The organism is Chitinimonas viridis (genome assembly GCF_030409555.1).
In the GTDB taxonomy this organism is placed as follows: domain Bacteria; phylum Pseudomonadota; class Gammaproteobacteria; order Burkholderiales; family Chitinimonadaceae; genus Chitinimonas; species Chitinimonas viridis.
Genome location: NZ_JAUFPU010000008.1, coordinates 344,681 through 358,091, shown reverse-complemented (window position 1 = coordinate 358,091; position 13,411 = coordinate 344,681). Strand labels below are relative to the sequence as shown.

Sequence of the window (13,411 nt, the reverse complement as noted above, 5' to 3'; positions counted from 1 at the left end):
CCATGACCGACATCACTCTGTTCCACACCTCCACCTGCCCCTATTGCGTACAGGCTGAACGTTTGTTGGGCCGTAAGGGCATCACCGCCATAAACAAGGTCAACATTGAACAGTCGGCCACCTTGCGTGACGAAATGATCGCCCGCAGCGGCCGGCGCACAGTGCCGCAAATCTTTATCAACGGCGAGCACATAGGTGGGTTTGATGACTTGGTTCGACTTGATCAGGGCGGCGCTCTCGATCCTCTGCTAGGTCTATGAGCCTGTTCAACGTCTTCTCGCCTCGTCGAAAAGCATTGAACCGGCTCTCCATGCATAGCAGCCGACCAGTTGCAGCAAACCACCCCAAAATACGGTAAACCATCATGACAGACCAACAGATCACTAGCCGCCCGCCCCTGCCACCTTTCGACCGCGACAGCGCACTAGCCAAAGTCAGGGCAGCTGAAGACGGCTGGAACGGGCGTAATCCTGCCAAGGTTGCGCTGGCTTATACAGCAGACAGCCGTTGGCGCAATCGCAACGAGTTCCTGAACGGCAGGGAAGAAATTGCAGCCTTCCTGCACCGAAAATGGCAGCGCGAACACAACTACCGACTAATCAAGGAGCTATGGGCCTATACCGGCAACCAAATCGCCGTACGTTTTGCCTACGAATGGCATGACGACACAGGTCAGTGGTACCGCTCTTATGGTAATGAGAACTGGGAATTCGATGCACAAGGGCTGATGGCAGTGCGCCACGCCAGCATCAACGACTTGACCATCGCTGAAACCGAGCGGCTGTTTCACTGGCCGATAGGCAAACGGCCGGAAGATCACCCAGGGCTGAGCCAACTGGGTCTGTAATACATGAAAGACTCCGCTGCAGACGCCCCCTCCTGACTTTGCTGTCACTGCTCACCATGCCCAAGACAGGCGGAGCGAGGGCACGGCCAGTGCCGTACACGGCGCTGCACCGGGCGGGTACACTGGGTGCCATGAACTACCTCGCCCATATCTACCTTGCCCAGCACGACGACGAAGCCATGGTCGGCGCCTTGCTGGGGGATTTTGTCGGCTCGGACAAGCTCGATCATTACAGCCCCACGCTGCAGGCGGAAATCCGCCTGCATCGCAAAATAGACCGCTATACCGACAGCCATGCTGCAGTGCTGGCTGCCAGGCAGTGTTTCCCAGATGGTCGGCGCCGCTACGCCGGTATTTTGCTCGATGTCTATTACGACCATCTGCTGGCTCGCCAGTGGTCGCGCTACAGCGATACGCCGCTGGATCAGTTCAACCAGCGCTTCTATGCCGCCCTGCAGTCCAGGCAAGACCAGTGGCCTGAGCGGCTGGCAGAGATCGCCCCGCACATGATGGCGCATGACTGGCTGGGCGCCTATCGCCAGCGCGAAAGCGTGGACCATGCCATACGCCGTATCGCCACGCGGCTTTCCCGCAATGGTGACCGCCTGGTCGATTGCCTGGGTGACCTGCAATCGCATGAAGTGGCGCTGGCGCGGGGTTTCGATGTTTTCTTCCCCCAGCTTATCGGCTACGTTCAGGCCGAGCGCCGAGGGTTGTGAGCGGTCGCCGGGCTATCGGTGCCCGGTTTCGCACCACCAGCCTGCCCTTCCGTCCCTACCGGCCGGGTTTCGTCCCAAGGCCAACACGGCGGCGCCACTTGCCCGCTATGCTGCACACCATTCCTGCCACGACGGACACGCCATCATGCTCAGCAGCCTGCTATTCACCTTTCGCCTGCTCCTCACCTGGGGTGCCATTTTCTGGGTTGTCATTGTGCTCTGGAGCACCATAGCGCCACCCGGCCATGGCGACCCACACTGGGTCTGGGTGCTAGCCATCGGCCTGGTGATGAGCTGCCTTGTGATCAGCGCCGCCTCGCACAAGCGCCGGGTACGGCTAATTGCAGGCAGGCTTGATGGCAGCACGCTGTCCAATCGGCAACGGCGACAGATCGAGATCCCCCTGCCAGCCAGCGAGGCCTTCGAACTGGTCGATGCAGCGATCCGGGAATTACCACGGGTCGAGGAAATCGAGAGCACCGCTGACAGCCTGCAGGTACGGGCCAAGGTGCAGCGTATCGACCCCTATGGCAAGGGCCTGCCTGGCCGCATCCTGTTCGGCATGTTCCGCACCGGCCGCAACCAGATATTGGCCACTGTGATGCCGGGCGAAGGCACAGGCAGTGTGACGCTGATCTGCGAGCCGGAAGGCGGTGCCTGGGGTGACTGGTTCAAGATGGACGATGCCACCAATCTGGAGAATGCCGAAGCCATCGCCCGCGCCATCCGCCGCCGGGTAACCACGCTCCGCCAGCTTGAGCAGGAGCAGGCACGCCAGAGCGAGGCCGAAAAGGAGCTCACCCTTGCCAGGCTCAGCTTGTTGCAGGCGCAGGTGGAGCCGCATTTTCTCTACAACACCCTGACCAGCGCCCAGTACCTGACCCGCAGCAATCCGGCCTTGGCAGACGAGATGCTGGGCAATCTGATCGTGTATCTGCGCCGCTCCCTCCCCAGCACCGACCACGCCTTTGCCGGCCTGGGCAACGAGCTGGAACGGGCCCGTGCCTACCTCGATATCCTGCGCATACGCATGGGCGACAGGCTGAAGCTGCAGATCGAGGTGCCCAACTCACTGCTGGCGCTCCCCCTGCCCAGCATGATGCTGCAAACCCTGGTGGAGAATGCCATCAAGCATGGTCTGGAACCCAAGCCCGGCGGTGGCACCATCTGGATACTGGCCCGCGCCAGCGCCGGTCAGATCACATTGACGGTGGCAGATGATGGTCAGGGCTTCAATGCAGAGAGCAGCGGCACCGGCATAGGCTTGAAGAACCTGCGCGAGCGCCTGCGCCTGGCCTATGGCAATCTCGCCTCGTTTACCATCGTCGCCAACTTCCCGCAGGGTGTGGCTGCCACCCTCACCCTGCCCGGCAGCAGCCTGCCCACCCTGGCCTTGCAGGAGCAGCAACATGCTTAGGTGTGTGATTGCCGAAGACGAGCCCCTGCTGCGCCAGGCACTGCAAGTGCTGCTGAGCGAGACCTGGCCCTCGGCACAAATCGTCGCCCTATGCGAAGAAGGTGGCGAAGCGCTGGAAGCCATCAGCACCTTGCTGCCCGACGTCGCCCTGCTGGATATCCGCATGCCTGGCCTGACCGGGCTGGAGGTAGCCGCTGCGGCCGCCGAGGTCAGCCCGGCGACCCAGGTGGTATTCATTACCGCCTACGACCAATACGCCATCGATGCCTTTGAGCGCGGCGCCGTGGACTACCTGCTCAAGCCGGTGAGCCGGGAGCGGCTGGCCAGCACCATGCACAGGCTGCAGACCCGCGCAGCCGCCGGTGCCATAGACCACGCCACCCTGGTGCAGTTGTTGGGCCAGCTCAACCAGCGCAAGCTCATCACGCCAGAGCCAGCCCCGCTGGTGTGGCTGACGGCCAGCGCCGGCAAGGAGACGCGGCTGATACTGGTGGAAGACGTGGTCTATTTTCAGTCTGACAATAAATACACGGTGGTCATGACAGCCGAAGGTGAAGCCTTGCTACGCAAGCCGTTAAAGGAGTTGCTGCCCTTGCTGGATACCAATCTGTTCAAGCAGATTCATCGTGCCACCATCGTCAATCTCAAGGCCATTGCCTCCATCAGCCGGGACGACAGCGGCAAGGGCGCACTCAAACTGAAGCAACGTCCCGAATTGCTGAGCATCAGCCAGCCCTTCATGGCCCTGTTCAAAACCATGTAGCTGCCACACCTTGCGTGGCGTGGCTTATCTCGCGGCCAGCGGTAGACGATCGGGCGCGATGAATGCCTGCCGCGATGACTCCTGCGCCAGCAGGCCTTCGCTGTAGTGATGGCTCAAGGCATCGCGGCTGCTCAGCATCAGCCCGGCCGCACGCCGTTCAAACCGTCGCCATTGTTGCTGCCAGCGCAGGTGCTGCCCGGCATCGTCGGGCAGGTACAGGGCGATCAGCTTCAACAGCGCCTCGGTGATGGTGACGTGGTACTTGTCATCGGCCTTGAGGTGGCCGCAATAACAACGCAAGGCATGGCGAAACCGTGTCGCCCCCTCTTCCAGGCCGTATTGGCGCATGGCGGCCCAGGCTGCAAATACATGGGCCCTATGGTCGAACGCATGGGGTGCCAGCGTCCCGCGCTCCAGCGCTCCCAGCACATCGGGCAAGCCAGGCAAACGTGCAGCCACCAGCGTCTCTGACGAGGTGCTGGCGATATGGGTGACCGTACCGGGCGTGGGAATAGGGCTATTCACAAAGGCTAAGCAATGGCGGCAGGAAGGCGGCGCCATTGTCGCACCCCTGGGTGAATATTCCCGAATATATCCAGCACCACAACGCTTCCTGCACAACGCTTGCCCGGCACGCAGCCCTGCTGCCAAGGCTTTGCGCACGCCTTGCCCTGGCAAGGCATCACCTTGGGCAGCACGGTTCAACTGCCGCTTATCGGTCAAACTTAAAATTAGTATTTCGTTATATTGCCATTAACAAATCAATAGCCTAGCCTTGGTTTTGTCGCCACCAAACCGATAACCCTTCAGGAGTCCGCCATGTCCTCCAAGCTGCCACGCCTTGCACTCATCACCCTGTTGATTGCCAGCCAAGCCGGCACGGCGGCGGGCCTGACGGTAGGCATGAGCTGGCACTTGCAACTGCAAGGCACCCTGCAAAAGCCGAACCGCCAGTTGTACGACATCGACCTGTTTGATATGCCTGCCACCACCATCGCCCAGCTGAAGAGCCAGGGCCGTACCGTCATCTGCTATTTCAGTGCCGGCAGCTACGAAAACTGGCGGCCCGATGCCAACCAGTTCCCCCAGGCTGCCCTGGGCAAACCGCTGGATGGCTGGGAAGGCGAGAACTGGCTGGATATACGCAATGCCACCGTGCGCAGCATCATGGGAAAGCGCATGGATCTGGCCAAGCAGAAGGGTTGTGATGGGGTGGACCCCGACAATGTGGACGGCTACAGCAACGATACCGGCCTGCCACTGACCGCTGCGCACCAGCTCGACTACAACCGCTTCCTGGCTGATACGGCCCACGCCAAGGGCCTGCTGATCGGGCTGAAGAACACGGTGGAACTGGCGCCCGACCTGGTGGGCAAGTTTGATTTTGCGATCAACGAAAGCTGCTACAAGTACCGCGAGTGCGGCGTCTACCAGACCTTTATTGCCATGGGCAAACCCATATTCATTGCCGAATACCGCAGCACGCCCAATACCAACTGGTGTGCCGATGCCAAGCGCAATCGTTACTCGCTGCAGTATTTCAAGCTGGCGCTCAAGGGCGTAGGCACGCTCTGCAGCTGACAGGCCTGGTTGTGGCCGGGTGGTGGCAACTAGAACGGCACCACTCGGCTCACCAGGTCCTCACGCTCCACTTCGGCCAGAAAGGCATCACCCAGGCGCGCCGTTTCGGCCCTGACCTGGCGCCAGTATTTTTGCCGTGTACTGTCGTCGAAGTCGCGAAAGTCGTTACGGTCGGGAATCTTGCCGTGTGGCAGCCTTGCCACCCAGTCTGGCGAGGGGGCAACCAGCACGACATTTTCCAGTCGCTGTGGCAACGGCCGGCGCCAGGGCAGGTTCTTGTCGAACCATCCCGGCACGATGTGCGGGTAAAAGTGTGGATAGAGCACCAGATCACTGAGCTGGGTATAGGGCAGGTCCAGGTGGTAGTCGATCAAGCCGCCATCACGATAGCGGCCTGCGGGTGCGTGGTTGGGGTTGTTCACCCCCGCAACCACCAAGGGGATGGCTGCCGTGGCATGCAGCGCATCCAGCAGATTATCGGCCTTGAGTGGCGCGATATGGGTGGGAAAATCCCCCGCCAATGGGGGTGCCGGATGGCGGGGGTCGGCAAACCAGACGCGATCCCAGCCTTTGGCATACAGCTTGCGCGACAACAGATTGGCGGTGGCCACCGCCAGCACCCCGGCCAACTGGGTAGGCCCATGCTCGGAGGCCAACAGCCCCCGGGCTTTCACCGTCGTCAACGTCAGGCTGTAGCTGGGGTGATGCAGCAGGCTGGCCGGATCGCCCTGGAACAAATCCGCCAACATGCACCGCAAGGCGGTGCCCACCTGGCTGGCCGTCACGCCCTTGGCATAGGTTTCCTCGGTATAGCGCTCCGCCAGCCTCCCCAGTGCACGTGCCGGGTCGTCCTGCATGGCACAGACAAAACGCCAGGCGCCGATGGAGCTGCCTATCAGTTGCCGCTGGCGTGGACTGCGCGCTAGCCAGTCACCGAACAAGGCCTGATCCAGCCCGGTCAGCGCCAACGCCTTCGGCCCGCCCGCGGCACCGGGCAACAGGCCGATATCGGCCGGCGCCAGGCCACGCTGCCGGATATGCTGCAGCGCACGATGCCCCGCCCGCCAAACCAGGGGCGCGGAGTGTTGTATATGGATGGCAGGCGTTAATGACATGGCAGTTTTCGCGGCAATGCAACAAAAACACATTCTAGAGCCAGCAGCGAGCTTGCCGCCAGTTGGCTATCAAGCACCGTTTACCCAGCCCAGCGCCACGTTCAGAGCGGGTGCGGCATCACGCGGTTTCTGCAAGTGGCCTCCAGGCCCTAGAATGCTGCCTTCCTCGCCCCGTCATTGCCGCTCCCATGAACTTCAGCGTCCTCCTTCTGCTCCTCGTCACCCTGGTCTGGGGTACCACCTTCCCCTTGCTCAAGTCGGCTTCCAGCAGCCTTAGCGGGGTCGAGATATCGGCCATACGCTTTGTCATTGCCGCCGTCTGCATGCTGCCGTTTGTGTTCAAGGCACGCCGCGAAACCTGGCGGGATGGCGCTCTGCTGGGCGCTTTGGCGCTGACCTCCTATGTGGCGCAGGCTTACGGGCTGGAGCACATCTCGTCCAACCGCAGTGCCTTCCTGACCAGCCTGAACGTGCTGATGGTGCCCTTTATCGGCCTGCTGTTCGGTGGCCGGCTCTCCATCCTGATGGTGGGGGCCGCCACTGTGGCCTGCAGCGGCATAGGGCTGATGTCATGGGAAGGCGGCGGCAACCTGCTGGGCGACAGCGCTACCTTGCTGTGCGCCCTGGCCTATGCCCTCTACACCATCATGCTGTCGCAGCGTGCTGGCCGGCATGATGCCCGCCAGCTGGCCGCCACGCAGATCATCCTGATGGCGCTGTTTGCCAGCCTGTGGGTGCTGGGCAGTGGCGCCAGCGGTGGGGGAGCGGCGTTGGCCAGCCTGCCCGAACGACTGATGCCGCATATTGGCACTCTGGTTTATCTGGGGCTGGTCGCCACGGCCGGCATGCTGATGCTGCAGGCCTATGCGCAGCGCAATGTCTCGGCCGACAAGGCCGCCGTCATCTACGCGCTGGAGCCCGTCTTTGCCGCCTTGTTTGGCTGGCTGCTGCTGAGCGAATCGCTGACCGTACAGGCAGGCATCGGTGGCGCCATGGTGGTGGTGGCCGTCATCATCAGCGAGCTCAAGCCGGCCGAGCCCAAGCCCGCGAGCTGATTGATATTACTGGTCTGCCGGGCTATCACTCAGCTATCGCAGCTCCTTACCCTGCCCATCATGCCGGTATCCCTCAAGCGTACGCACAGCTACCTGTTGGCCATCACCCTGGCATTGGCTGCCTGCGGTGGTGGCGGTGGGGGCGGTAGCACACCTACCCAACCCACCCAGCCGGGCAACCCGGCAGACCGGGGCTTTAGCGACCCGTTGGCTTACTCGAGCAGTGGCAATGCCTCGCTCAGCGTGGCCAATGAGGGTGCCGCCCTGACCCACCACAGCCTCAACCTGGGCGGACGGGTAATCGACTACACCGCAACGGCCGGCCACCTGATCGCCAGCCATCCACAGACCAGCCAGCCCAAGGCAGCCTTCTTCTATGTGGCCTACACCGCCAAGAACCAGGATGTGCGTACCCGGCCTGTCACCTTTTTCTACAATGGCGGGCCGGGTTCTGCCAGCGTCTGGCTGCACCTGGGCTCCTATGGCCCCAAGCGCCTGCAGGTAGGCTACCCAGCCACCAGCCAGCCACAACCGTTTCCGCTAGTCGATAACCAGGAGAGCCTGCTCGATACCAGCGATCTGGTATTCGTCGATGCCATCGGCGCCGGGCTATCGCAGGCCATCGCGCCCCATACCAACCAGACATTCTGGGGGGTGGATGCCGACGCCGAAGCCTTCCGCGACTTTGTCACCCGCTACCTGGCGGTCAACCAGCGTACGGCTTCGCCCAAGTTCATCCTGGGGGAATCCTATGGCGGCGTGCGCAGCAGTGTTCTGGCCGATCTGCTGGAAGCGGCCGGCACCCGCATGAACGGTGTGATCCTGCTCTCCCCCATACTCAACTACTATAGCAATTGCGCCGTCTATAGCCCTGGCGAAGCCAACTGCACCGGGTTTTTGCCCACCTACGCCAATACCGGCGCCCATTTCAGGCTAACCAATCCGGCCCAGACCGACTACGCCGCCTACGCCCAGCAGATGCGCAGCTATGCCGCCAGCACCTATGGCCCCGCTGTCGCCAGCTGGCTGGGCAGTCGCCTGCCGCCCAGCAACAGCCTGGTCGATCAACTGGTCGGCCTGACCGGCGCGCGTGCCAATCTATGGCAGGCCAATCTCAGCCTCCACCCCAATACTTATCAGTTCCAGCTGATTACCGGCACGGTACTGGGCCGCTACGATGCCCGTGTCACGGCACCACAGGGCAGCGCCCTGGCCAGCGAGGGCGACCCCTCGTCCACCTTCATCACCAGCTCGTTTGCCAGCACAATACGCAGCTACCTGACCAGCCAGCTGAAGTACACCGCCCAGACCAGCTATGCCATCAGCAGCAATGCCATACAGAGCTGGAACTGGCAGCACGATGGCCAGGATCTGCCTGATACCTTGCCCGACCTGGCCGCCGCGCTGCAGCAGAACCCCAATCTCAAGATCATGGTGCTGCATGGCTATAACGACCTCGCCACGCCCTTCCACCAGACCGAGCTGGATCTGGCACGCCTGGGCAATGTGCCCGGCCTGCGAATTCATAACTACGAAGGGGGTCATATGATGTATCTGGATGACGCCTCGCGCGTCAGGACCAAGGCCGACCTGGTCACCTTCTATGCCAGCGCGCTGAACTGAGGACGCCACCATGCCCCTTCGCCACCTCGCCCCCATGCTCGCCGCCCTGCTGGCACTTGCCGTACAGGCGGCGCCCGGCAACGGCGACTCAGGCACACAGCCCGAGGATCGCAGCCACCTGCCACAACTGGGCGACCCCTATCTGCCACCAGCCGCCCGCAAGCCTGCCCAGCGCCCACCGCTGGCTGGGGCAGCACTACAGGCACAAGCACGCGCCAAGCTGCAGCAGCGCTTTGCCGCTGCCGATACGCTCAAGACCGGCAGCATCAGCCTGGCCCAGGCCAAAGCCGCCGGGCTGGGCTATGTGGTGCAGCATTTCGCCGAGATAGATCGCCAGGGCAGCGGCCGCGTCAGCTTCGAGCAGGTAGTAAGCCACCAGCAGGGGGCGCGCTAGATCCACCTTCTGGCGTCAACCTCGTCAGGGCACGCCACCAGCGCCGCTGCGCGCCCCTTTGGGGCCGTTGATGGCACTGCCCGATGCGATGCCGCCGTCAGGAGGTGGCGGTACGTCGCTACTGCGCTACCCAGCCGCCGTCCACATTCCACGCAGCCCCACGTATCTGGCTGGCCGCTGGGCTGCAGAGAAACACCACCAACTGGCCCAGCTGCTCGGCGGTGACAAAGTCGTGCGATGGCTGTTTCTCGGACAGGAGCTCACGCTGGGCCTCCTGCACGCTAACCCCCTCCTCCCTGGCGCGTGCCTCGATCTGTTCCATCACCAGCGGGGTGCGCACCCAACCGGGGCAGATGGCATTGCAGGTGACACCGGTTTCGGCCAGTTCCAGCGCCGCCACCTTGGTCAGGCCTATCAACCCATGCTTGGCCGCCACATAAGCGGATTTCTGCCGCGAAGCCACCAGACCATGCACCGAAGCGACATTGACGATACGCCCCCAGTTGCGCTCGCGCATGGCCGGAATCGCCAAGCGGCTGGTATGGAAAGCCGCCGTCAGGTTGATCGCGATAATGGCGTCCCAGCGCTCCGGCGGAAAGTGCTCCAAGGCGGCCACATGTTGTATGCCCGCGTTGTTGACCAGGATATCCACCGCCCCCAGCTCGGCAGCCGCATAGCGCATCATGGCTTCGATCTCGGCAGGCTGGCTCATATCGGCACCGTGGTAGCGCACCGCCACGCCGTAAGACGCTATCTGCTTGACCGCCGCATCGGCATCGCCAAAGCCATTCAGTACGATATTGGCGCCCTGGCTGGCCAGTTCGCTGGCTATCGCCAGGCCTATGCCGCTGGTCGACCCGGTGACCAACGCCGTCTTGCCCTTGAGTGTGTGCATCGGATTCCTACCTCCAGAAACTATTGTCGGCACGGGCCTGCCCCTTGCCGCGTTGTTATAAGAGCCTGCAACATGCAGGCAGATATTAATAGGCTCTCCCCTATCCAGGGAGGGCACGCCATGCGCTTTCAGGTAGATTGCTTGTCCGCCGTTGCAGACAGGCTAGACCAGATCAGGTTTGGTTGCCTGCCCCAGTAACCGGAAACTAGGCCAGTTGAGGCCTGTCTTACCATCCAGTCATCGCCGATAGTCGCAAATCGTCGCATGCTAGGTGCTTAGGCGTTGCCTGCAGCGTATGCTGCGCGGCTTTGCTATCTTTCCGACTTCCGAATCCCGTTATGAAACTGTTTGCTATGGCCACTGCCACGCTATTGTCCATCGCCACTCTGGCTGCCGAACCACCCAAAGCGCCCATGCAACCCAAGAAGCTCAGTATCCACGGCGATACCCGTGTCGATAACTACTTCTGGCTGCGCAACAAGCAGAACCCGGCCACCATTGCCTATCTGCAGGCCGAGAACGCCTATGCCGAAGCCGTAACCGCGCCGATCAAGGCGTTTGAGAACACCCTGTTCGAAGAGATGAAAGCCCGTATCAAAGAAGACGACAGCTCGGTGCCCTACCGGCTCGACGGTTTCTACTACTATTCGCGCTTCGAAACCGGCCACCAGTACCCCATACTCTGCCGCAAGCCAATTGCAGCCGACGGCAGTTGGGAGGCCTCGGCCGAACAGATACTGCTGGACGTGAACGAACTGGCTCGTGGCAAGCGCTTCATGGATGTGGGTGAGTTTGAAGTCAGCCCCAACGGCAAGCTGCTGGCCTTTACCACCGACGCCACCGGTTTCCGCCAATACAAGCTGCAGATCAAGAATCTTGAAACCGGCAAACTGCTGCCCTTCAAGCGCGAACGGGTTACCTCCGCCGCCTGGGCGCTGGATAATGGCACACTGTTCTACAGCACCGAAGACAAGCAGACCAAGCGCTCCAACCAACTCTGGCGCCATCGCTTGGGCGAGAAGACAGACCAACTGGTGCACGAAGAGAAGGACGAGCGCTTTGGCCTGGATGTCTACCTGACCCGTAGCGAGGGCTACCTGATCGAACAGGTGGGCAGCCATACCAGTACCGAGATACGTTATCTCAAGGCCGATGCCCCAAATGGCCGCTGGAAGGTATTGGCACGTCGCCGCGCCGACGTGCAGTACAACGTGGACCACCACGGCGATGATTTCTATATCCGCATCAACGATACCGGCCGCAACTACCGACTGGTAAAAGCCCCCGTCAGCGATCCCGCCAAGGCCAACTGGACAGAACTGCTGGCAGAGCGCCCTGACGTCATGCTGGAGGGCATAGACCTGTTCAAGCGCTTCATGGTGCGGCACGAGCGGGTCAACGGCCTCAACCAGATGGTGATTACCGACCTGGCCAGCCAGCAAAGCCACAATGTGGCCTTTGACGAGCCCGCCTACAGCGTCAGCACCGAGGCCAATGCCGAGTGGGACAGCCAGGTCTATCGCTATGGCTACGAATCAATGACCACGCCGGATACCGTATTCGACTACGACATGGCCAGCCGCCAGCAAGTGCTGAAAAAGCGCCGGCCGGTGCTGGGCAGTTTTGACCCCGCCAACTACGTCACCGAGCGTATCTGGGCCAAGGCCCGCGACGGCGTGCAAGTGCCTATCTCGCTGGTCTACCGCAAAGGTGCCAAGGTGGCCGGCGGCGCCCCCATGTGGCTGGAGGCCTATGGCGCCTATGGCTCGCCCAACGACGTGTACTTCTCGTCCAACCGCCTCTCCATGCTGGATCGCGGCGTGATCTTTGCCGTAGCCCATATACGTGGTGGTGGCGACCTGGGCGAGAAATGGCATGACGCCGGCAAGATGCAGTACAAGATGAACAGCTTCAATGACTTCATCGACAGCGCCGAGCACCTGATCGCCCAGGGCTATACCCGTGCCGACAAACTGGCCATCGAAGGCGGCAGCGCTGGCGGCCTGCTGATGGGCGCGGTGACCAATATGCGCCCAGACCTGTTCAAGGTGGTGCTGTCCGAAGTCCCCTTCGTGGATGTATTGAGCACCATGCTGGACGCCAGCCTGCCGCTGACCGTGGGCGAATACGAGGAATGGGGCAACCCCAACAAGAAGGCCGAATACAACTGGATGCGCGCCTACTCGCCCTATGACAACCTGGCCGCCAAGGCCTACCCCACCATCCTGGTGAAGACCTCGCTGAACGATAGCCAGGTGATGTACTGGGAGCCCGCCAAATATGTGGCCAAGCTGCGCACGCTGAAGACCGACCAGAACCCCCTGCTGCTGGTGACCAATATGGGCGCCGGCCACGGTGGTGCCAGTGGCCGCTTTGACCGCATCAAGGAGGTCGCATTCGATCAGGCCTTCATCATGAACCAGTTGGGCATCAAGCCGTGAGTGGCGCGGCCCACCAGATGCTGGATGCGATCAAGCTGCACCGGCTGAGGCGTATCGATGCGCCTGCCGTGCGGCAGCTGATCGAGGCTGCGCTGATGGAACACTGGGGCAAGGTCGAGGCTGCAGCCCATCCCGACCTGGCACAGTTGTTCGATCACTACGCCCAGAGCATCTTCCTGGTGGCCGAAGCCGGTGATCGCATCATAGGCTGCGGCGCCCTGGTAGCCGAAGCCGGCGGCGGTGGCCGTATCGTGCGTATGGTGGTGGCGCCAGAATGGCGCCACCATGGCCTGGGCGGCCGCCTGCTGCAGAGCCTGCTTGATGCAGCCCGCGCATTGGGCTACCAGACCGTACAGCAGGAAACGCCCGCGCACTGGCAAGATGCTGTGCGCTTCTACCAAAGCCACGGCTTTACCCTGGTGAAAGAACAGGCAGGCAGCGCCCACTTCAGCCTGGCACTGGCAGCCTGAGCGCAGCCAGCCCGGCAGCCAGGGCTGCGCGCGCCGTTGGTCTGAAATCAGCCCGCTAGCGCTACGCGCGCAGGCCCGCAGCCGAACCGCC

Annotated in this window: 14 protein-coding genes; 11 read left to right on the top strand and 3 right to left on the bottom strand. The window is 62.0% G+C overall.

All coding sequences use genetic code 11. The features are described from left to right. Positions 1 to 2 precede the first annotated feature (2 nt). From grxC to QWZ03_RS10340, 5 genes are all read left to right on the top strand, one after another. Complete coding sequence (grxC, locus tag QWZ03_RS10360) at positions 3 to 260, top strand: glutaredoxin 3 (protein ID WP_290332641.1); 258 nt, start codon at positions 3 to 5, stop codon at positions 258 to 260. A gap of 104 nt (positions 261 to 364) precedes the next feature. Beyond that, a complete protein-coding gene (locus QWZ03_RS10355; RefSeq protein WP_290332640.1) occupies positions 365 to 847 on the top strand; it encodes a nuclear transport factor 2 family protein in 483 nt (160 codons plus the stop codon). A gap of 131 nt (positions 848 to 978) precedes the next feature. Beyond that, positions 979 to 1,566, top strand: a complete 588-nt coding sequence (locus tag QWZ03_RS10350) for an acyl carrier protein phosphodiesterase (RefSeq protein ID WP_290332639.1) — start codon at positions 979 to 981, stop codon at positions 1,564 to 1,566. Between the two features lie 145 nt (positions 1,567 to 1,711). Beyond that, positions 1,712 to 2,983 carry a sensor histidine kinase gene (locus tag QWZ03_RS10345; protein WP_290332638.1) on the top strand — a complete coding sequence of 424 codons (1,272 nt, stop codon included), beginning with the start codon at positions 1,712 to 1,714 and terminating at the stop codon, positions 2,981 to 2,983. Then, positions 2,976 to 3,746, top strand: coding sequence for a LytR/AlgR family response regulator transcription factor (locus QWZ03_RS10340; protein WP_290332637.1), 771 nt, complete (start codon positions 2,976 to 2,978; stop codon positions 3,744 to 3,746). Before QWZ03_RS10345 ends, QWZ03_RS10340 begins: the two co-directional genes overlap by 8 nt. A gap of 24 nt (positions 3,747 to 3,770) precedes the next feature. On the opposite strand, the gene QWZ03_RS10335 is transcribed toward QWZ03_RS10340, so the two are convergent. After that, positions 3,771 to 4,271, bottom strand: a complete 501-nt coding sequence (locus QWZ03_RS10335) for a hypothetical protein (protein WP_290332636.1) — start codon at positions 4,269 to 4,271, stop codon at positions 3,771 to 3,773. A gap of 294 nt (positions 4,272 to 4,565) precedes the next feature. Between QWZ03_RS10335 and QWZ03_RS10330 the strand changes: the two genes are divergently transcribed. Next, positions 4,566 to 5,327: an endo alpha-1,4 polygalactosaminidase gene (locus tag QWZ03_RS10330; protein WP_290332635.1), complete on the top strand. Its 762-nt coding sequence runs from the start codon at positions 4,566 to 4,568 to the stop codon at positions 5,325 to 5,327. 29 nt (positions 5,328 to 5,356) lie between these two features. Here QWZ03_RS10330 and QWZ03_RS10325 read toward each other — a convergent pair whose 3' ends face one another. Further along, positions 5,357 to 6,442, bottom strand: coding sequence for a patatin-like phospholipase family protein (locus QWZ03_RS10325; RefSeq protein ID WP_290332634.1), 1,086 nt, complete (start codon positions 6,440 to 6,442; stop codon positions 5,357 to 5,359). Between the two features lie 188 nt (positions 6,443 to 6,630). Between QWZ03_RS10325 and QWZ03_RS10320 the strand changes: the two genes are divergently transcribed. Genes QWZ03_RS10320 through QWZ03_RS10310 form a run of 3 tightly spaced genes read left to right on the top strand, consistent with a single transcriptional unit; the run spans position 6,631 to position 9,514 of the window. After that, positions 6,631 to 7,497: a DMT family transporter gene (locus QWZ03_RS10320; protein ID WP_290332633.1), complete on the top strand. Its 867-nt coding sequence runs from the start codon at positions 6,631 to 6,633 to the stop codon at positions 7,495 to 7,497. A gap of 60 nt (positions 7,498 to 7,557) precedes the next feature. Next, positions 7,558 to 9,120: a S10 family peptidase gene (locus QWZ03_RS10315; protein ID WP_290332632.1), complete on the top strand. Its 1,563-nt coding sequence runs from the start codon at positions 7,558 to 7,560 to the stop codon at positions 9,118 to 9,120. Between the two features lie 10 nt (positions 9,121 to 9,130). Then, a complete protein-coding gene (locus QWZ03_RS10310) occupies positions 9,131 to 9,514 on the top strand; it encodes an EF-hand domain-containing protein (RefSeq protein WP_290332631.1) in 384 nt (127 codons plus the stop codon). Between the two features lie 118 nt (positions 9,515 to 9,632). On the opposite strand, the gene QWZ03_RS10305 is transcribed toward QWZ03_RS10310, so the two are convergent. Next, positions 9,633 to 10,409: a 3-hydroxybutyrate dehydrogenase gene (locus QWZ03_RS10305; protein ID WP_290332630.1), complete on the bottom strand. Its 777-nt coding sequence runs from the start codon at positions 10,407 to 10,409 to the stop codon at positions 9,633 to 9,635. Positions 10,410 to 10,747: 338 nt separating this feature from the next. On the opposite strand from QWZ03_RS10305, the gene QWZ03_RS10300 reads away from it, so the two are divergent. Next, on the top strand, positions 10,748 to 12,850 hold the full coding sequence (locus QWZ03_RS10300) for a S9 family peptidase (RefSeq protein ID WP_290332629.1): 2,103 nt from the start codon (positions 10,748 to 10,750) through the stop codon (positions 12,848 to 12,850). Beyond that, positions 12,847 to 13,320 carry a GNAT family N-acetyltransferase gene (locus QWZ03_RS10295; RefSeq protein ID WP_290332628.1) on the top strand — a complete coding sequence of 158 codons (474 nt, stop codon included), beginning with the start codon at positions 12,847 to 12,849 and terminating at the stop codon, positions 13,318 to 13,320. The genes QWZ03_RS10300 and QWZ03_RS10295 overlap by 4 nt, the downstream gene beginning before the upstream one ends. Positions 13,321 to 13,411 lie beyond the last annotated feature (91 nt).

Bases quoted from the DNA above. Each gene is read 5' to 3' on its own strand.
- grxC (WP_290332641.1), top strand. From the start codon at position 3: ATGACCGACATCACTCTGTTCCACACCTCCACCTGCCCCTATTGCGTA.
- QWZ03_RS10355 (WP_290332640.1), top strand. From the start codon at position 365: ATGACAGACCAACAGATCACTAGCCGCCCGCCCCTGCCACCTTTCGAC.
- QWZ03_RS10350 (WP_290332639.1), top strand. From the start codon at position 979: ATGAACTACCTCGCCCATATCTACCTTGCCCAGCACGACGACGAAGCC.
- QWZ03_RS10345 (WP_290332638.1), top strand. From the start codon at position 1,712: ATGCTCAGCAGCCTGCTATTCACCTTTCGCCTGCTCCTCACCTGGGGT.
- QWZ03_RS10340 (WP_290332637.1), top strand. From the start codon at position 2,976: ATGCTTAGGTGTGTGATTGCCGAAGACGAGCCCCTGCTGCGCCAGGCA.
- QWZ03_RS10330 (WP_290332635.1), top strand. From the start codon at position 4,566: ATGTCCTCCAAGCTGCCACGCCTTGCACTCATCACCCTGTTGATTGCC.
- QWZ03_RS10325 (WP_290332634.1), bottom strand. From the start codon at position 6,442: ATGTCATTAACGCCTGCCATCCATATACAACACTCCGCGCCCCTGGTT.
- QWZ03_RS10320 (WP_290332633.1), top strand. From the start codon at position 6,631: ATGAACTTCAGCGTCCTCCTTCTGCTCCTCGTCACCCTGGTCTGGGGT.
- QWZ03_RS10315 (WP_290332632.1), top strand. From the start codon at position 7,558: ATGCCGGTATCCCTCAAGCGTACGCACAGCTACCTGTTGGCCATCACC.
- QWZ03_RS10310 (WP_290332631.1), top strand. From the start codon at position 9,131: ATGCCCCTTCGCCACCTCGCCCCCATGCTCGCCGCCCTGCTGGCACTT.
- QWZ03_RS10305 (WP_290332630.1), bottom strand. From the start codon at position 10,409: ATGCACACACTCAAGGGCAAGACGGCGTTGGTCACCGGGTCGACCAGC.
- QWZ03_RS10300 (WP_290332629.1), top strand. From the start codon at position 10,748: ATGAAACTGTTTGCTATGGCCACTGCCACGCTATTGTCCATCGCCACT.